This is a genomic window from Kocuria sp. PD6 (assembly GCF_031844145.1).
GTDB classification, from domain to species: domain Bacteria; phylum Actinomycetota; class Actinomycetes; order Actinomycetales; family Micrococcaceae; genus Kocuria; species Kocuria marina.
Genome location: NZ_JAUZUS010000001.1, coordinates 236,658 through 255,452, shown reverse-complemented (window position 1 = coordinate 255,452; position 18,795 = coordinate 236,658). Strand labels below are relative to the sequence as shown.

Sequence of the window (18,795 nt, the reverse complement as noted above, 5' to 3'; positions counted from 1 at the left end):
CGCGCGGTTTGAGACAATGGGCTCATGCAGCCGATCGGATCAGCACACACCCGCGCCACCGACTCCCCGGACGCTCCCCGCACCGGACGCACCGCCCTGTGGGGGACGGTGATCGGGCTGGCCGTCCTGGCCGTGATCTTCGCGGTGGCCCTGATCCAGGCCGCCAACTCCAACTCCCTGCTCGGCTGGATCCTCGCGGGGATCGCCCTGGGCTGGCTCATGCTCGCGGTGTGGGCGCTGAGCATGGTACGCAAGGCCGCGGCGTACGGCCGTGAGCAGGTGCGCCAGGCGCAGGAGCAGTTCCAGGCCCAGCACGGCCGCGCTCCCGCCGCCTCGGCGTCCGCCGGCGCGGGTCAGTCCCTGCGGGACGAGAAGCTCGCCCACGGCATGCAGGTGATCCTGGTGCAGTCCAAGGTCGTGAAGGAACAGCTCTCCGGCGCCGAGCCCGATCCTGAGCAGATCCAGCGGGCCCTGGAGACCATCGACATGACCGCGGCCAACGGGCTGCGCAGCCTCAAGGACTCCTCGAAGCCCGTGAGCGGTACGGTGGTGGACTGAGAACCACCCCGTAACGAGCGAGGAGACACAGGCACATGGCGGATTCCCAGCAGACGGTGCGCATTGCCACGGTGAACGTGAACGGCATCCGAGCGGCGTACCGGCGCGGGATGGCGGACTGGCTCGCCCCGCGCGGCGTCGACCTGTTGTGCCTGCAGGAGGTGCGCGCGCCGGACAAGATCACGCGCGAGCTGCTCGACGAGGACGTGTGGGACGTGCGGCACACCGAGGCCGCCGCCAAGGGCCGCGCGGGCGTCGCGATTGCTACGCGCCGCGATGCGTTCGACGGCGCCCTGCTCCCCACCGAGTCCCGCGTGGGCATCGGGGACGAGTACTTCGACGACTCCGGGCGCTGGATCGAGAACGACGTCCGCCTGCCGGACGGCACCACACTGACCCTGGTTTCCGCGTACGTCCACTCCGGCGAGGTGGACACACCCCGCCAGGACGACAAGTACCGCTTCCTGGACGCGATGCTCACCCGCATGCCGCAACTGGCCGAGCGCGGCGATCATGCCCTCGTGGTGGGTGACCTCAACGTGGGTCACACCGAGCGGGACATCAAGAACTGGAAGGGCAACGTCAAGAACGCGGGCTTCCTGCCGCAGGAACGGGCGTACTTCGACAAGTTCTTCGGGGACGTGGGCTACGTGGACGTGGCCCGCAGCCTCGCCGGGGACGTCCCCGGGCCTTACACGTGGTGGTCCTACCGCGGCAAGGCGTTCGACACGGACGCCGGGTGGCGCATCGACTACCACATGGCCACCCCCGGGCTCGCCGCGGCCGCCCGGAGTGCCGTCGTGGACCGGGCCGCCGCGTACGACACGCGCTTCTCCGACCACGCTCCGCTCGTGGTGGACTACCGCCTCTCGTGAGGTCCCGTGCGCCGGCGGACGACGACGCCGCTGCCCGCACCGCACCTCCCCGCCTCCCATGACCGAGAACCGAAAGAAGATGTCGACCGTGACCGAACAGAACACCGCCCCGAACCCCACACCCCGCGTGGTGTCGGGCGTGCAGCCCTCCGCGGACTCCCTGCACCTGGGCAACTACGTGGGAGCGCTGCGCAACTGGGTGGACATGCAGGACGACAACGACTGCGTGTTCTTCGTGGCGGACCTGCACTCGATCACCGCGGGCCAGGACCCGGCCACGATGTCCGAGCGCACCCGGGTCACGGCCGCGCAGTACATCGCCGCGGGCATCGACCCCGAGCGCTCCACGCTGCTCATCCAGTCCCAGGTGCCGGAGCACACGCAGTTGTCATGGGTGCTCAACTGCATCACCGGTTACGGGGAGGCCGCGCGGATGACCCAGTTCAAGGACAAGTCCCTCAAGCAGGGGGCGGAGAACACCACGGTGGGGTTGTTCACCTACCCCGTGCTGATGGCCGCGGACATCCTGGTGTACCAGGCGAACCAGGTCCCGGTGGGGGAGGACCAGCGCCAGCACCTCGAGCTGACCCGCAACCTCGCGCAGCGGTTCAACTCCCGGTTCGGTGAGACGTTCGTGGTCCCGGACGCCAAGATTCTCGAGAACTCCGCGAAGGTCTACGACCTCGCGAACCCCACGGCCAAGATGTCCAAGTCCGCGCCGTCGGATGCCGGGCTCATCCGCCTCCTGGATCCCGCGAAATCCAACGCCAAGAAGATCAAGTCCGCTGTGACGGACGACGGCACCGAAGTGCGCTTCGACCGCCAGGCCAAGCCGGGGATCTCGAACCTGCTGACCATCTACTCGTCCCTCACGGGCACCCCGGTGGACACCCTCGTGGCCGAGTACGAGGGCAAGATGTACGGCCACCTCAAGGTGGACCTGGCCGAGGTGGTCACCCAGACCCTGGACCCCATCCAGAAGCGCGCCCAGGAACTGCTCGACGATCCCGCCGAGCTGGACCGGCTGCTGGCCCGGGGCGCGCACAAGGCCCGGGAGATCGCGGCCCGCACGGTCACGGACGTCTACGAGCGGATGGGCTTCCTCCCCGGCGCGTGAGCCGCCGGGCGGGGCCCCGTGCGGCACGCCGTGTGGCGCCAGGCGCCGTGGGATAGTCTGGACGGGGCCGACCTGAGGAGGATCGTGTGAGCGAGGGACATCCTTCCCCCACCGTGCGCCCGGGCCGGGTGTACGCGGGTGTGGTCATCCGGTTGCCCGAACCCATGGGCCAGGAGTTGCAGGACTGGCGTTCGTCCTTCGGGGACGCGCAAGCGGGCACGGTCCCCGCGCACATCACACTCATGATCGCCGAGCGCGTGGAGGACTGGGCGGACCTCGTGTCCCACATCCGGGAGGTTGCCGATCGCTGGCAACCGTTCCACGTGGAGATCCGCGGCACGGGGACGTTCCGACCCGTGACCCCGGTGGTCTATCTGCGCATCGAGGGCGGTCACGACCAATGCGTGCAGTTGCACTGCGATCTGAGCGAGAACCACCTGGAGTCCGCGTCCCCCTTCGACTTCCACCCCCACGTGACGCTGGCCCACGGCACCACGGAGGAGGGGCTGGACCGCGCCCAGGACGTGCTGCGCACGTACCACGCGTCCTTCCTGGTGGACCACATCGACCTCTACGAGGGGGACGAACACGGTGCGTGGCACGTGAGGGACCGCATCCCCTTCGGCGGGGCCGGCACGGACGACCGTGACGCACACTGACCCGCCCCCGGTGGTCCCCGCCCTCACGGACCGCACTGGACTGCTCGCGGAACACCGGCGCCTGCGCGAAGTACGCCGACAGCTCGCCGCCGAGGGGGCACCCCTGGGCAGGCGGGCCGGCGCCCTGGGTGCGTGGTTCTTCGCGCGGTTCATGTCGGTGTTCCCCGTGCGCGTGGTAGCGCACTACATGTTCCACGGCGGGCCGCTCATGTCCGCCGGGCTCGCGTACCAATTGCTCTTCGCGTCCTCGTCCCTGCTGGTGATCTGCTTCGCAGCACTCGCCACGTTCCTGGGAACCGACTCGCCGCTGCAGCAGACGCTCGTGGCGGGCCTGGTGCAGAACATCCCCGGACTCCTGGACGTGGGGGACGGTAACGGGGGAGTCATCCCGCTGAGCCTGCTCGAGAACACGGGGCCCTTCACCGTGGCCTCCACCGTGGCGCTCGCGGTGCTGTTGTTCACCGCGTGGCGCTGGGTGGCCGGGATCCGGCTGGCCACGCGGCGGATGTTCGAACTGCCGCCCGCCCCCGGGGTGCCCGTGGCGGCCGTACCGCGCGATCTCGCGTGGCTCGTGGTGATCGGGATCCTGCTGCTCGCCTCCGCGACCGTGAGCGTCTTCGCGTCCGGCGCCGTGGACGGGATGCTGGGGTGGCTCGGTCAGCTCGGTCTCACGCGCCTGCAGCCGTGGTTGGACGGCGGGGCCAAGTCCGCGGTCACGCTCGGCGTGGGTCTGCTCGTGGACATCCTGATGAGTCTGGCTCTGGTGAGCGGGGTCGCCCAGCTCAAACTGCATCGCAAGGCCCTGCTGGCCACCATCGTCACGGGTGCCCTGGGCTCGCAGGTGCTGCGCTACGGCGGCAGCGAAATCATCGCCCGCAGCGCGGACAACCCCTATCTGCTCTCGTTCGCGGTGCTCGTGGGTGTACTGCTGTGGTTCAACCTCTACGGGCAGGTTCTGTTGCTCGCGGCCGCCGTGGGCGCGCTCGTGCAGGCGGACATCCGAGGGGCCCGCGCCCAGCCGGAGCGCGAGGACCGGGCCGTCACGGTCGTGGCGGCGACCTCCCTGCCCGATGCCGCTCGGGGCCTCGGACACGCAACTCCCGTCCGCTTCGACAGGCCGGCGGCGGGCAGCAGCCCCGCGGCAGGTAGTGGCCCCGCGGCGTCGTCGTCGGAGAGCTGAAAGCCCGGGAAAGACCGCGGCCCCGGGATCCACGAGGGATCCCGGGGCCGCGCCGCGGTTGTGCCACGAGGGGTCACAAGGCGGAGGCGAAGACCGCCTTCTTGACCTCGGCGATGGCCTTGGTCACCTGGATGCCGCGGGGGCACGCCTCGGTGCAGTTGAAGGTGGTGCGGCAGCGCCACACGCCTTCCTTATCGTTGAGGATCTCCAGGCGCATGTCACCGGCCTGGTCACGCGAGTCGAAGATGAACCGGTGCGCGTTCACGATCGCGGCCGGGCCGAAGTACTGCCCGTCCGTCCAAAACACCGGGCACGAGGACGTGCACGCGGCGCAGAGGATGCACTTGGTGGTGTCGTCGAAGCGCGCGCGGTCCTCCTGGGACTGGAAGCGTTCTCCGGTGGGGGTGTGGTCCTCGTTCACCAGGAACGGCATGATCTCGCGGTAGGACTGGAAGAACGGTTCCATGTCCACGATCAGGTCCTTCTCGCACGGGAGGCCCTTGATGGGCTCCACGAGGATGGGCTTGGACAGGTCCAGGTCCTTGAGAAGGGTCTTGCACGCGAGCCGGTTGCGGCCGTTGATGCGCATGGCGTCCGAGCCGCACACGCCGTGCGCGCACGAGCGGCGGAAGGACAGGGAACCGTCCAGCTCCCACTTGACCTTGTGCAGGGCGTCCAGCACGCGGTCGGTGCCGTACATGGTTAGGTTCCACTCGTCCCAGTGCGCCTCGGAGCTGAACTCGGGATCATAGCGGCGGACCTTGAGCACCACGTCGTACGTGGGGATCGACTCCTCGCCCTTGTCGCCGGGCTTCTGAGCGTCCTGGGTCTGGTTCTCGGTGGCTGCAGTGGACATCAGTACTTACGCTCCATCGGCTCGTAGCGGGTCATGATCACCGGCTTGGTCTCCTGCCGGATTCCCGCGGTGGGGGACGACGGGTCCTCGTACACCATGGAGTGGACCATGAAGTTCTCATCGTCTCGGTTGGGGAAGTCCTCGCGGAAGTGACCACCGCGGGACTCCTCGCGGTGCAGGGCGGCCACGGACATCACCTTGGCCAGCTGCAGCAGGAAACCCAGCTCCACGGCCTCCAGCAGGTCCAGGTTGAACCGCTTGCCCTGGTCCTGGATGGAGATGTGGGAGTAGCGCTCCTCCAGAGCGGCGATGTCGTCCAGGGCCGTCTGGATGGTCTCGGCCGTGCGGAACACCTGCATGTTGGCGTCCATGGTGTCCTGCAGGTCCTTGCGGATGGCCGCGACCTTCTCGTCACCGTGCGGGCTGCGCGCGTTGTTGAGCAGCGCCTCGGTGCGCTCGGTGGCGTTGTCGGGGATCGGCAGGAACTCGGCGTCCCGCGCGTATTCCGCGGCGTAGATTCCGGAGCGCTTGCCGAACACGTTGATGTCGAGCAGCGAGTTGGTGCCCAGACGGTTGGAGCCGTGCACGGACACGCACGCGACCTCACCGGCGGCGTAGAGACCGGGAACCGTGTTCTCGGAGTCCTGGAAGACCTCGCCCTTGATGTCGGTGGGGATGCCACCCATGCAGTAGTGCGCGGTGGGGAACACGGGCACCGGCTCAGTGTAGGGCTCCACACCCAGGTAGGTGCGGGCGAACTCGGTGATGTCCGGGAGCTTGGCGTCGATGTGCGCCGGCTCCAGGTGGGTCAGGTCCAGCAGGACGTAGTCCTTGTTGGGGCCGCAACCGCGGCCCTCACGGACCTCGTTGGCCATGGAACGGGCCACGATGTCACGGGGGGCCAGGTCCTTGATGGTGGGGGCGTAGCGCTCCATGAAACGCTCACCCTCGGAGTTACGCAGGATGCCACCCTCACCACGGGCGGCCTCCGAGACCAGGATGCCCAGGCCCGCCAGGCCCGTGGGGTGGAACTGCACGAACTCCATGTCCTCGAGGGGCAGGCCGTTGCGGAACGCGATCGCCATGCCGTCGCCCGTGAGGGTGTGGGCATTGGACGTGGTCTTGAAGACCTTGCCCGCGCCACCGGAGGCGAAGATCACGGACTTGCACTGGAACACGTGCAGCTCGCCGGTCGCGAGATCGTAGGAGACCACACCGGCGGGGCGGCGGCCCTCCGGGGTGTCCACCATGATCAGGTCCAGGACGTAGTACTCGTTGTAGAACTCCACGTTGTGCTTGATGCACGTCTGGTAGAGGGTCTGCAGGATCATGTGACCGGTACGGTCCGCGGCATAGCATGCGCGGCGGACGGGGTTCTTACCGTGGTCGCGGGTGTGCCCACCGAAGCGACGCTGGTCGATCTTGCCCTCGGGGGTGCGGTTGAAGGGCAGTCCCATGTGCTCCAGGTCCAGTACCGCGTCGATGGCCTCCTTGGCCATGACCTCCGCGGCGTCCTGGTCCACCAGGTAGTCGCCACCCTTGACGGTGTCGAACGTGTGCCACTCCCAGTTGTCCTCCTCGACGTTGGCGAGGGCGGCGCACATGCCGCCCTGGGCCGCACCGGTGTGGGAACGCGTGGGGTAGAGCTTGGTCAGTACGGCAGTGCGGGCGCGCTGGCCGGATTCAATGGCGGCACGCATGCCGGCGCCGCCGGCGCCGACGATTACCACATCGTACTTGTGAACCTGCATACCAGATGTTCTTTCTATGTGGGTGAGTGGGAGAAGTATCGGGTCCCGGCCGCTCGGGCCGGGACGACGCACGACGGCGGAGCCGGGGGCTCCGCCGTGGCCGCGATCACGCTCCGGGGCAGAAGGACGCCAGCAGCGCGGGGTCCGCACCGGCGGGGCACGGCTCGAAGGTGAAGATCACCATGGTGCCCAGCAGGATCACGAAGCCCGAGGCCACGAAGAGCAGCACCTTGAGCCAGAAGCGGGTGGTGTTGCGATCGGCGTAGTCGTCGATGATGGTGCGGATACCGTTGGTGCCGTGGAGCATGGCCAGCCACAGCATGACCAGGTCCCAGACCTGCCAGAACGGGTTGGCCCACTTGCCGCCCACGAATCCGAAGTCGATCGCGTGCACGCCGTCTCCCACCATGAGGTTGACGTAGAGGTGACCGAACACGAGCACGAGCAGCACCACGCCCGACATGCGCATGAACAGCCATGCGATCATCTCGAAGCTGCTGCGGGACGAACCGGCGCGGTTGTACTTCACGCCGTCTACCTGAAGGTCCCGGCTGCGGGGGACGCTGATCTTGGTCTTGAGAGGAGTGCTCACGGAATTAACCCCCGAAAACGACTGAGAGGTGACGGATGAGGAACGGGATCATCACGATGACCCAGAGGGCGATGACGCCCCAGAGCAGACCCTTCTGGTTCTTGGTCCCGCCCTTCCAGAAGTCGATCAGGATGATGCGCAGGCCGTTGAAGGCGTGGTAGACGATCGCGGCCACGAGGCCGGCCTCGCCGAGACCCATCACGGGGTTCTTGTAGGTCGCCATCACTGCGTTATACGCCTCGGGGGATACACGCACGAGAGCGGTGTCGAGGACGTGGACCAGCAAGAAGAAGAAGATGGCCACGCCGGTAATACGGTGGGCGACCCAAGACCACATGCCGTACTGGCCGCGGTAAAGGGTGCCCCTGGTTGAGTTCGCCACGGAATGTCCTCCCTGTGTCGCTCGTCGTCGTGCGCACCGAAGAATGGTCGAAGAAGAAGGCAGCGTTCTCGCGCGAGTGCACGGCGATGGCGGAGCCCTGGCTGGCTCTGTCATGGATGATGCGGTAGTTCTCGTCAAAGATACCAGCCCCCCGCACATTTCCTGACAACGTGTCTGCAAGTGTGCCCCCCGGAATAGCGCGGAATTAGCGCATTGTTCTGTGTCTGAATCGGCTCCGGCCGTGCGCCGTCCGAACGCCCCGCGAGCGGCCGTCAAGCGGCCCCCAAGCGGCCCGTGATACGCGCCCGAGCGGCCCCACGACCTCCGTGCGTAGGGTCCGCCGGCGACGTCTCACGGGGCCTTCGAGGGACCCTCTCGCCCGGGTGCGGGGTCGGGCCCGCGAAGGCTCACGGGAAGTCCCCGTGGGCCGGCCGGCCGCGTCGTGCGTGGGCACACCCGGCCCGTGTGCGGCCCGTACCCCGGGATGTCACGGGTGACGCATCCAGGGCCGCCGGGGGAGGGGGCCGTACACTGACCGTCGTGACTCCGCCATTGCAACGTTTCCATCCGTTCATCCCCGCGGGCGGGGTGGGTTCACGGCTGTGGCCGCTGTCCCGTGCGGATGCCCCCAAGTTCCTGCTGGACCTCACGGGCTCCGGCTCGTCCCTGCTGCGGGCCACCTTCGACCGACTCGCGGGCCTGTCCGCCGGCCCGGTCATGGTCGTGACCGGACGCTCCCACGCCGGGGCGGTGCAGGAACAGCTGCCCGAGCTCACGGCGGACGACCTCGTGCTCGAGCCGTCCCCCAAGGACTCCGCGGCGGCGATCGGCCTCGCGTGCACGCTCATCGAGCGCCGCGACCCCACCGCGATCATCGGTTCGTTCGCGGCGGACCACGTGGTGGAGCCCGCCTCGGCGTTCCAGGAGGTCGTCAAGGAAGCGGTGCGGGCGGCGGACACCGGACGCATCGTCACGATCGGGATCACGCCGTCGTCGCCCGCCACGGGCTTCGGCTACATCAAGGCGGGGCAGTCCCTGGGACTCGATCAGGCACCCCACGCGCTCGCCGTGGAGCAGTTCGTGGAGAAGCCGGACGAGGAGACCGCGCGCGCTTACGTGGCCAGCGGGAAGTACACGTGGAACGCGGGCATGTTCGTGGCGCCCGTGGGTCTCATGCTCTCCTACCTGCGCCGCAGCGAACCCGAGCTCGCGCGGGGCCTGGACCGAATCGCGGACGCGTGGGAGACCCCCGAGCGGAACGCCGTCGTGGACGAGGTGTGGCCCACCCTGACCAAGACCGCGATCGACTACGCTGTGGCCGAACCCGCCGCCGCGGCCGGGGACGTGGCCATGGTCCCCGGGGACTTCACGTGGGAGGACGTGGGGGACTTCGCGGCGATCAACCGGCTCAACAAGGTGGACCCGCGCACGGACGCGCCAGTGTCCATCCTGGGCCAGAACAACCGTGTGCTCACGGACGAGTCCTCCGGGATCGTCGTGTCCGACACGGGGCGGTTGATCGCGCTAATCGGCGTGGCGGACATCGTGGTCGTGGACACCCCGGATGCCTTGCTGGTCACCACGGCCGAGCACGCGCAACGGGTCAAGAACGCGGTGGACTCCCTCAAGCGCAACGGCGACACGGACGTCCTGTGAGCCCCGCCGCCGCCCGCGCTGAATCACCGCGCGGGGTCACGGCGGTACTGTGACACACATGTTGGATCTGCCTCTGCCGTCCGCCGACGACATCGGACTGCCCCCGGCCATCGGCCCCCTGCTCTCGCACTACCTCCCGGACCTCGTGCGCTTCCGCCGGGACATCCACAAGCACCCGGAACTGTCCTACGAGGAGTACCGCACCACGGACCGGATCGTGCACGCCCTCGAGGCCGCCGGGTTGCACCCCGTGCGCTTCGAACGCACCGGGTGCTACGTGGACGTGGGTCGCGGACCCGTGATGGTGGGCCTGCGCGCGGACATCGACGCCCTGCCCATCCTCGAGGACACGGGCCTGGACTACGCGTCCGTCAACGAGGGCGTGATGCATGCGTGCGGTCACGACATCCACACCACGGTCATGCTCGGGGTGGCCCGCGTGCTCGCCGACGTGCACCGTTCGTCCCCGTTCGCGGGCACCGTGCGCGTGGTCTTCCAGCCGGCCGAGGAGAAACTGCCCGGCGGCGCCCTGACCATCATCAAGGAGGACGTGCTGGCCGGCGTGCCGCGGATGTTCGCCCTGCACTGCGAACCCAAGGTGGACGTGGGCCAGGTAGGCACGCGCATCGGGGCGATCACCTCGGCGTCGGACACCATCCGGATCGAGCTGTCCGGACGCGGCGGGCACACGTCCCGCCCGCACCTGACCGAGGACCTGGTCTACGCGATGAGCCAGATCGCGATCAACGTGCCCGCGGTGCTCTCCCGCCGCGTGGACGTGCGCTCCGGGGTGGCTGTGGTGTGGGGTCAGATCCACGCAGGTGTGGCACCCAACGCGATCCCCATGTCCGGTTTCATGTCCGGGACCATGCGCTGCCTGGACGCGGACGCGTGGTCGCGCGCCGGGGACATGCTGGACGAGGTCGTGGAGCAGGTGGCCGCACCGTACGGCGTGAACGTGGACCTCGAGCACATCCGGGGTGTGCCGCCGGTGGTCAACGGCGAGACCGAGACCACCCTGCTGGAGATCGCCGCGCGAGCGGAGCTGGGGGAGGAGAGCATCCTGCTGGTGGAGCAGTCCATGGGCGGGGAGGACTTCGCATGGTTCCTGCAGCACGTCCCCGGCGCCATGATGCGCCTGGGGACCCGGGCTCCCGGCGGCCGAACCTACGACCTGCACCAGTCCGACTACGCCCCTCAGGAGGAGGCGATCGGCTGCGGCGTGCAGGTCATGGCCTCCACGGCGTTGCGCGCCATCCGCTTGCGCGTGCGCGAGCTCGCGGGCGCCACGACGACGCCGCACGCCCCGCAGCCCTGACACGCCCGCGGTGAGCGTACTGCTGGGTACTTCCGGGGCTACACTGAGCTGACCTATGACCCGTCTCACTGCACGGGTCACCGCCCGGGGGCACGGGCCGGTGACCCGTGCACTGTGTTCCCGGGTCACGACCCACATCTGATCCCAGCCCGACCGGAGGACCTCATGACCACTCGACGCTTGCGCACCCTGGGGACGCTTGGCCTGGCCGGGGTCACCGGCCTGGTCCTGGCGGGTTGCGGTGCCGCCCCGGACAACGCCGGCGACAGCAGCGCCCAGGCCTCCGACTTCAAGGGCTGCATCGTCTCCGACGACGGCGGTTTCCAGGACCGTTCCTTCAACCAGAGCTCCTATGAGGGCCTCAAGGCCGCCGAGGAGCACAAGGGCATCCAGATCAGCCAGGCCGAGTCCCAGTCCGAGACGGAGTTCGAGCCCAACCTGACCTCCATGGCGCAGCAGGGCTGCAACCTCACGGTCTCCGTGGGCTTCCTGCTCGCGGACACCACCAAGAAGGTGGCCGCGGCCAACCCGGAGAAGCACTTCGCGATCGTGGACGACAACTCGATCAAGGCGGACAACGTCAAGCCCATCGTCTACAACACCGCCCAGGCGGCGTTCCTGGCCGGGTACCTCGCGGCGGGCACGTCCGAGACGGGCAAGGTCGCCACGTACGGCGGCATGGACATCCCCACCGTGACCGTGTTCATGGACGGTTTCGCGGACGGGGTGAAGTACTACAACGAGAAGAACAAGGCGGACGTGCAGGTCCTCGGGTGGAACAAGGACTCCCAGAACGGCACGTTCCTGAGCTCGTTCCAGGACTCTTCCAAGGCCAAGACCGTCACGCAGAACCTCATCGGCGAGGGTGCGGACGTGGTCCTGCCCGTCGCCGGCCAGGCGGCCCAGGGCACCGTGGACGCCGTGACCGAGGCCAACCGCAGCGGCAAGAACGTCCGGCTGATCTGGCCGGACACCGACGGCTACGAGACCCTGGACGCCGGCAAGGAGTTCCTGCTCACGTCCGTCCTCAAGGAGATGTCCACCTCGGTCGAGGACGTCGTGACGCAGGCCGCGGACGGCAACTTCGACAACACCCAGTACGTGGGCACGCTCGAGAACGGTGGTGTGGGCCTGGCCCCCTACCACGACCAGCAGGACGAGGTCAGCGAGGACCTCGACAAGCAGGTCCAGCAGCTCAAGCAGGACATCATCGACGGCAAGGTCACGGTGCAGTCCAAGAACGCCCCCACCGCCTGAGCGGGCGGGCCCGGCAGGAGCAGAACAGTGCAGTTGAAACTGACGGACGTCACCAAGAAGTTCGGTGACTTCACCGCCAACAACCGTGTGAACCTCACGGTGGAACCACATCAGATCCACTGTTTGCTCGGTGAGAACGGCGCGGGCAAGTCCACGCTCATGAACGTGCTGTACGGGCTGTACGAGCCCACGTCCGGCACGATCGAGATCGACGGCGCGCCCGTCAGTTTCTCCGGCCCCGGCGATGCCATGGCGGCCGGGATCGGCATGGTGCACCAGCACTTCATGCTGATCCCGGTCTTCACGGTCGCCGAGAACGTGGCCCTGGGTCACGAGAACACGCGCGGGATGTCCCTGGACCTGGAGACCACCCGGGCCCGGATCCGGGAGATCTCCGAACGCTACGGCTTCGCGGTGGACCCGGACGCCGTGGTCGAGGACCTGCCCGTGGGCGTCCAGCAGCGGGTCGAGATCATCAAAGCCCTCGTGCGGGACGCCAAGGTGTTGATCCTGGACGAGCCCACGGCCGTGCTGACCCCCCGGGAGACGGACGAGCTGCTCGAGATCATGCGGCAACTGCGGGACAACGGCACGTCCATCGTGTTCATCTCCCACAAGCTGCGCGAGGTCCGGGCGGTGTCGGACGTGATCACCGTGATCCGCCGCGGGGAAGTGGTCGGACAGGTGGGCCCTGAGACGTCCACGGATGAGCTCGCGGCGCTCATGGTGGGCCGTGACGTCTCCCTGACCGTGGCCAAGGACACCGCCCACACCACCGGTACCTCGCTCGAGGTGCGCGGGCTCACCGTGGTGGGGGACAACGGCGTCGTGCTGCTGGACAATGTTGACTTCGACGTCGCGCCCGGCGAGATCCTGGCCGTGGCCGGTGTGCAGGGCAACGGACAGACCGAGCTCACCCAGGCCCTCGTGGGACTCGAGGAGCAGGTGAGCGGTTCCGCGCGCCTGGACGGACAGGAACTCGTGGGGCTGCGCACCCGGGAGATCCTGGCCAGCGGTGTGGGTTTCGTGCCCGAGGACCGTTCCACGGACGGGCTCGTGGGCACCTTCACCGTGGCCGAGAACCTCGTGCTGGACCGCTACCGGGAACGGGAGTTCGCGGCGGGACCGTCCCTGCGCCTCGGTGCGATCAGTGGGCACGCCGGCTCTGAGGTGAACGAGTACGACATCCGCACCGGATCCGTGGACTCTCCGGTGGCCACGCTGTCCGGCGGCAATCAGCAGAAGGTCGTGATCGCCCGCGAGCTCGGGCGGCCCCTCAAACTGTTCGTGGCGTCCCAGCCCACGCGCGGTGTGGACGTGGGATCCATCGAGTTCATCCACAAGCGCATCGTGGCCGAGCGGGACAAGGGCACCGCGGTGCTCATCGTGTCCACCGAACTGGACGAGATCTACGCACTCGCGGACCGCATCGCGGTGTTCTTCCACGGTCGCCTCATGGGTATCGTGGGCCCGGACACCCCGCGCGAGGCCCTTGGGCGCATGATGGCCGGTGAGCCCGCGGACAGCGTGCTGCCGCCCGCGCCGTGGGATCACTCGCACGACGACGGCGGGTCCGCCGCGGCAGCCACCGACCGGTCCCCGGCGGGTGCCCCCGCGGGCGGCTCGACGGCCGCACCCGCGACCGCTCCCGCTCACGCGGGCGACGCCGCTGCCGTCACCCTGGATGGTGACGGCCTCGATCCCGGCGCCCACCCCACCGACCGAACCACCGACCGACCCGAGGGGAACCGCACGGCATGAGCGCGTCCACCGCACCGGCCACCTCCGATCAGGTCTCGGCCCCGCCACCCACCGAACTCTCCGCCGAGGACCCGCGCCGCACCCTGCTGGGCTCCACCCTGCAGTCGGTGCTCGCGGTCGTCGTGGCGCTGATCCTGGGCGGGCTGCTGATCGCAGTCACGGACGAGCGCGTCCGCCAGGCCGCCGGGTACTTCTTCGCCCGCCCCGGCGACACGTTCTCCGCGATGTGGCGAGCGGCCTCGAGCGCGTACATCGCCATGTTCTACGGCGCGGTGTACAACCCCAACGGCAGCACGCTCGCGGACCGGTTGTACCCGCTGACCGAGACCCTGACCGTGGCGACCCCCCTGATCCTCGCGGGTCTGGGCGTGGCCCTCGCGTTCCGGGCCGGGCTGTTCAACATCGGCGCCCAGGGACAGATCCTGATCGGTGCCACGCTCGCGGCGTGGGTCGGTTTCGCGTGGCAGTTGCCCGTGGGACTGCACCTGCTCGCCGTCGTCGTCGCCGGCGCCGCGGGCGGTGCCGTGTGGGGCGGGATCGTGGGACTGATCAAGGCGCGCACGGGCGCGCACGAGGTCATCCTCACGATCATGCTCAACTACGTGGCCCTGAACCTCGTGGCGTGGTTGCTCACGCTGCCGGGGTTTCAGCGCGAGGGCTCGTCCAACCCCATCAGCCCGCCCGTCGCAGACACCGCGATGTTCCCCAAGCTGCTGGGTGACCACTTCCGGTTGCACTGGGGCTTCGTGGTGGCCGTGCTGGCCACCGTGGCCGTAACGTGGCTGCTCAACCGTTCCACCGTGGGCTTCGAGCTGCGCGCCGTGGGAGCGAACCCCCGCGCCGCGCGTACCGCGGGCATCTCCGTGACCCGCGGGTTCGTCGTCGTCATGCTCCTCGCCGGCCTGTTGGCCGGGCTCGCGGGTACCGCGCAAATCGCCGGTACGGAACACTCGCTGACCTCGGGCGTGGCCGCGTCCTTCGGCTTCGACGCGATCACCGTGGCCCTGCTCGGCCGCTCGCGCCCGTGGGGGACGTTCTTCGCGGGCATCCTCTACGGGGCCTTCCGCGCCGGTGGCGTGACCATGCAGTCCATGACGGGGACCAACATCGACATCGTGCTGGTCGTGCAGTCCCTGATCGTGCTGTTCGTGGCGCTGCCCCCGCTGTTCAAGTTCGCCACCCGTCGCTCGCAGGAGGCCGCCGCGTGAGTACCGCTATCACTTCGCAGCCCTCCGGTCCTACGTCCGGATCCCCGGAGCCCGCGCCCGAAGCCTCTCTGGCCACCTCCGCCGCGAACCGCGCCGTGGGTGTGCGGACCCTGCGGCCCGCAATCGGCCTGGGTGTCCTGGCGCTCGTGTCCCTGATCGTCTTCGCGCTGAACGCCTCCGGGCAGAGCGTGGACTTCCGGTTCTCGAACGACGGCGATGCCATCCGCCTGCCCGACGTCTCCGTGCCCTCCGCCCCCTACGGTTGGGTGGTCACGATCGTGCTCGCCGCCCTCGCGGTGTACGCGGCCGTGCAGGCGCGCAAGCTGCCGCGCTGGGCGGTGATCGTGGCCGGTTTCTTCTTCGTGACCGGGTTCCTGGTGTGGATCGTGGGCACCGCCCAGACGCCCAGCATCTCCATCACGGCGTTGCTCGCCGGGTCCGTAGCACTCGCCACGCCGCTCGTGTTCGGTTCCCTGGGCGGTCTACTGTGTGAGCGCTCGGGCGTGGTGAACATCGCGATCGAGGCCCAGCTGCTCTTCGGTGCGTTCTCCGCCGCGGTCGCCGGGACCGTGGCCGGCAACCCCTGGGTGGGTCTGCTCGCGGCGATGCTGGGAGCGGTGCTGGTCTCCGCCGTGCTCGCGCTGTTCGCGATCCGCTACCGCGTGAACCAGGTGATCGTGGGCGTGGTGCTCAACGTGCTCGTCTCCGGCCTGACCGGGTTCCTCTTCGCAACCGTGCTCGAGCCCAACGCCGCGTCCTTCAACGCACCGGACCGCTTGCCGCACGTGCGCATCCCGGTCCTCGCCGAAATCCCCGTGGTGGGTCCCGTGCTGTTCGACCAGTCGGTGATCGGCTACATCATGTACCTCGCGGTGATCGTGGTGTGGTTTGCGCTGTACCGGACCCGATGGGGTCTGCGTACCCGCGCGGTGGGGGAGCACCCCAAGGCCGCGGACACCCTGGGTGTCTCGGTGAATGCGCTGCGCGTGCGCAACGTGCTGCTGGGCGGTGCGGTGGCCGGTCTGGGCGGGGCGTTCTACACGCTCGTCTCGGTGTCCGCCTTCACACGGGACATGACCGCGGGCGCCGGGTACATCGCCCTGGCCGCGCTGATCTTCGGTCGCTGGAACCCCGTGGGTGCGCTGCTCGCGTCCCTGCTGTTCGGTTTCGCGTCCAACCTGGAATCCATCCTGTCCTTCCTGGGCACCCCGGTGCCCAGCCAGTTCCTGGCCATGCTGCCGTACGTGGTCACGATCCTCGCGGTGGCGGGTCTCGTGGGCCGTTCCCGCGGCCCGGCCGCCTCGGGCGAGCCGTACACCAAGGAATGACGCGCACCGCGGTACGACGACGCCGCCGCGTGCGCCGCTCGCATGGCCACGCGGCGTCGTCGACCGGTGGTGCAAACGCGAGACCGAGCAGTTCCGGAACCGAGCAATCCTGACGTTCGAGCGACGAGGAGAGGCAACGATCATGAGTGGCACCCGCAACCCGGTGGACGAGGCCACGTGGCGCGAGCTGCAGCGTGCCGCCACGGACGCCCTGGCCCACTCCTACTCGCCGTACTCCCGATACCCGGTGGGGGCGGCCGCACTCGTGGACGACGGCCGCGTGGTCACGGGCGCGAACATCGAGAACGCGTCCTACGGGGTGACCCTGTGCGCCGAGTGCTCCATGGTGAGCGCGCTGTTCATGTCCGGCGGGGGCAAGCTCGTGGCGTTCGTGTGCGTGGACGGCCACGGGGAGGTGCTCATGCCGTGCGGGCGCTGCCGGCAGCTGCTCTACGAACACCGGGCCCCGGGGATGGAACTGCTCACGGTCAGTGGGGTGCGCAGCATGGACCAGGTGCTCCCGGACGCCTTCGGGCCGGAGAACCTGTAACCGGGGCGGAGCGACGTCGAGCCCGTCACGGACCGGCGCACGGGCCCGGTTCCCGGTATCCGTGGAGCCCACGCCACCTATACTTTGCAGGAAACCAAGCCCGGCTCTGGAAGGGAAACGAACACGTGGGTCTGAGAGATCTGTTCCGCAGCAAGAAGAACGACACCCCGACACCCCAGCCGGCTCCCGGCGCTCGCCCCGTCGACCCCGCGGCCGCTCCCCAGAGCGCGCAGGGCGCTCCCGAGGCACCGCAGCAGGCGCTGGAGAACGCGCCGCGTCGTCATGATCCGGACGCAGTCGCCCTGCCGGAGTCCGGTGCGCTGCGCAACCTCGTGGAGCTGTTGCTGTCCCGCGGCGCGGACCGTGCGCGGCTGACCCTCGTGCAGTCGGGCAACATCATGACGCACCAGACCCGCCAGGCCGTCGGGGACGCCCAGGACGAGGTCGAGAACGGCACCGTGGACCAGGGCTCGCCGCTGTTCGACGACGTCGCGGATCTCTACACCCAGGCCATGAACACCCCCGTGGGGCCGTGGCGTCAGCTGGACCTGATCGCCGCCACCCCGCACGACGGGCAGCGCGAGATCACCGTGACCTACGACTTCCCCAACGGAGAGTCCCGCACGGAGCAGTACGTGCACGGCGCCCCGGCGGAGGCGTCGCAGCATGCCCCGGTGGCCGGGGCCCCCGTCGTCGACGGCGCGCTCGCCGAGGACTCCCGGCCCGCCGCCGGGACAGTCCCGGCCGACACCACCCAGGGCGACGACGACGCCGTGCGGGTGGTGCCCGAGCACGGGCCGAGCGAACCCGTCGAGGACGGCGAGGTGCTCACGGCCAGTGACGCGGCCCCGGTCGTGCAGGACGAGTCCCTCGAGACGCCCGCGGTGGCCGATCGGGATGCCGCCGAGCTCACGGCGCAGCAGGAAGAGGCCGAGCAGCTCCAGCGGTCGGAGCCGCTCGACGAGCGGGGACAGTTCGAGCAGCGGGAGTCGGCCCTCCACGCCGAGCCCGTCGCGCAGAGCACCGAGGATCGTCCCGAGGTGATCGACGCGACCGAGGAACGGGCCACCGAGAACGAGGAGTCCAGCCCCGAGGACCTCCCGGCCCACGTGGACGAGTCCGAGTTCGGCACGGAACCCGCCGAGAACCTCGTGTCTGCCGCCTCTGTGCAGGATGCTGAGGACGACCCCGCGAGCGCACCGCAGGTCGCGCTCGCCACGGACGTGGCGCCGTCGTACCGCGGGGCCGAGCCGGAGCAGGGACTCGACCCGGACGCGTTGGCCCCGGGCAACCTCGCGCTGACCACGGGTGACGTGGTCTCCCGCTTGGCGGACGCGCAGCGGCACCTGTTCGACTCCGAGGGCACCGCGCGGGACGTCTCCACCGTGTTGATCCGCGTGCGCGCTCTGGGCACGTACTACGACGCGCTGACCCACGTGCGCCTCAACGGGTTCTGGGATCAGCGTCCGACCTTCGAGCTGGTCCCGGAGGAACTGCTCAAGGTCCAGGAGCTCAAGGACGACTCCTACGTGGAAGGCTCCGGCGCACCGCTGGCCATGATGTTCCGCTTCCGCCCGGGCGTCCCGCCCGAGGTCACGTTCGACTACTCGGACGAGGAGGCCTTCGTGCGCTATGAGCAGCGCCTGCCGGGGCAGAACTACCTCGAGGAACTGCGGATGTACCCGCGCACCGGCTCCAACATCCCCGAGCACGTCAACGACGCCCTGCAGGACTGGAACTACTGATC

General features: G+C 69.0%; 17 protein-coding genes. 13 read left to right on the top strand and 4 right to left on the bottom strand.

Annotated elements, in window-relative coordinates:
* The first annotated feature begins 24 nt into the window (after positions 1 to 24).
* The 5 genes from Q9R22_RS01215 to Q9R22_RS01195 all read left to right on the top strand — a co-directional run bounded on the left by Q9R22_RS01215 (position 25) and on the right by Q9R22_RS01195 (position 4,389).
* Positions 25 to 558: a hypothetical protein gene (locus tag Q9R22_RS01215; RefSeq protein WP_131333323.1), complete on the top strand. Its 534-nt coding sequence runs from the start codon at positions 25 to 27 to the stop codon at positions 556 to 558.
* Positions 559 to 593: 35 nt separating this feature from the next.
* Complete coding sequence (locus Q9R22_RS01210) at positions 594 to 1,433, top strand: exodeoxyribonuclease III (protein ID WP_064847184.1); 840 nt, start codon at positions 594 to 596, stop codon at positions 1,431 to 1,433.
* Positions 1,434 to 1,512: 79 nt separating this feature from the next.
* Positions 1,513 to 2,550 carry a tryptophan--tRNA ligase gene (gene trpS / locus Q9R22_RS01205; protein ID WP_231885637.1) on the top strand — a complete coding sequence of 346 codons (1,038 nt, stop codon included), beginning with the start codon at positions 1,513 to 1,515 and terminating at the stop codon, positions 2,548 to 2,550.
* Positions 2,551 to 2,636: 86 nt separating this feature from the next.
* Positions 2,637 to 3,209 (top strand): 2'-5' RNA ligase family protein, encoded by a 573-nt coding sequence (locus tag Q9R22_RS01200; RefSeq protein ID WP_242670466.1) that lies wholly within the window; start codon positions 2,637 to 2,639, stop codon positions 3,207 to 3,209.
* A complete protein-coding gene (locus Q9R22_RS01195; RefSeq protein WP_131333322.1) occupies positions 3,196 to 4,389 on the top strand; it encodes a YihY/virulence factor BrkB family protein in 1,194 nt (397 codons plus the stop codon). Before Q9R22_RS01200 ends, Q9R22_RS01195 begins: the two co-directional genes overlap by 14 nt.
* A 73-nt stretch (positions 4,390 to 4,462) precedes the next feature.
* Here the strand turns inward: Q9R22_RS01195 and Q9R22_RS01190 are convergent, their stop codons facing one another.
* The 4 genes from Q9R22_RS01190 to sdhC form a co-directional block, all read right to left on the bottom strand.
* Positions 4,463 to 5,245, bottom strand: a complete 783-nt coding sequence (locus Q9R22_RS01190) for a succinate dehydrogenase iron-sulfur subunit (RefSeq protein ID WP_064847181.1) — start codon at positions 5,243 to 5,245, stop codon at positions 4,463 to 4,465.
* The gene (sdhA, locus tag Q9R22_RS01185; RefSeq protein WP_064847180.1) at positions 5,245 to 6,996 is read right to left on the bottom strand and encodes a succinate dehydrogenase flavoprotein subunit; all 1,752 of its coding nucleotides are present in this window, start codon (positions 6,994 to 6,996) and stop codon (positions 5,245 to 5,247) included. Before sdhA ends, Q9R22_RS01190 begins: the two co-directional genes overlap by 1 nt.
* A gap of 106 nt (positions 6,997 to 7,102) precedes the next feature.
* Entirely contained in the window at positions 7,103 to 7,588 is a 486-nt protein-coding gene (locus Q9R22_RS01180; protein WP_035963740.1) for a succinate dehydrogenase hydrophobic membrane anchor subunit, read from the bottom strand.
* A 4-nt stretch (positions 7,589 to 7,592) separates the two neighbouring features.
* On the bottom strand, positions 7,593 to 7,970 hold the full coding sequence (sdhC, locus tag Q9R22_RS01175; protein ID WP_082943437.1) for a succinate dehydrogenase, cytochrome b556 subunit: 378 nt from the start codon (positions 7,968 to 7,970) through the stop codon (positions 7,593 to 7,595).
* A 540-nt stretch (positions 7,971 to 8,510) separates the two neighbouring features.
* Here sdhC and Q9R22_RS01170 point away from each other — a divergent pair.
* From Q9R22_RS01170 to Q9R22_RS01135, 8 genes are all read left to right on the top strand, one after another.
* Complete coding sequence (locus Q9R22_RS01170; protein ID WP_131333321.1) at positions 8,511 to 9,626, top strand: mannose-1-phosphate guanylyltransferase; 1,116 nt, start codon at positions 8,511 to 8,513, stop codon at positions 9,624 to 9,626.
* Positions 9,627 to 9,684: 58 nt separating this feature from the next.
* The gene (locus Q9R22_RS01165; RefSeq protein ID WP_165489808.1) at positions 9,685 to 10,944 is read left to right on the top strand and encodes an amidohydrolase; all 1,260 of its coding nucleotides are present in this window, start codon (positions 9,685 to 9,687) and stop codon (positions 10,942 to 10,944) included.
* Between the two features lie 165 nt (positions 10,945 to 11,109).
* Complete coding sequence (locus Q9R22_RS01160) at positions 11,110 to 12,201, top strand: BMP family protein (RefSeq protein ID WP_098054913.1); 1,092 nt, start codon at positions 11,110 to 11,112, stop codon at positions 12,199 to 12,201.
* Positions 12,202 to 12,228: 27 nt separating this feature from the next.
* Positions 12,229 to 13,962: an ABC transporter ATP-binding protein gene (locus tag Q9R22_RS01155; protein ID WP_131333320.1), complete on the top strand. Its 1,734-nt coding sequence runs from the start codon at positions 12,229 to 12,231 to the stop codon at positions 13,960 to 13,962.
* A complete protein-coding gene (locus tag Q9R22_RS01150) occupies positions 13,959 to 15,170 on the top strand; it encodes an ABC transporter permease (RefSeq protein ID WP_131333319.1) in 1,212 nt (403 codons plus the stop codon). The genes Q9R22_RS01155 and Q9R22_RS01150 overlap by 4 nt, the downstream gene beginning before the upstream one ends.
* Entirely contained in the window at positions 15,167 to 16,498 is a 1,332-nt protein-coding gene (locus Q9R22_RS01145) for an ABC transporter permease (protein ID WP_131333318.1), read from the top strand. Before Q9R22_RS01150 ends, Q9R22_RS01145 begins: the two co-directional genes overlap by 4 nt.
* A gap of 142 nt (positions 16,499 to 16,640) precedes the next feature.
* Complete coding sequence (locus Q9R22_RS01140) at positions 16,641 to 17,048, top strand: cytidine deaminase (protein WP_064847174.1); 408 nt, start codon at positions 16,641 to 16,643, stop codon at positions 17,046 to 17,048.
* 125 nt (positions 17,049 to 17,173) lie between these two features.
* Positions 17,174 to 18,793 carry a hypothetical protein gene (locus Q9R22_RS01135; RefSeq protein WP_131333317.1) on the top strand — a complete coding sequence of 540 codons (1,620 nt, stop codon included), beginning with the start codon at positions 17,174 to 17,176 and terminating at the stop codon, positions 18,791 to 18,793.
* Positions 18,794 to 18,795: the final 2 nt, after the last annotated feature.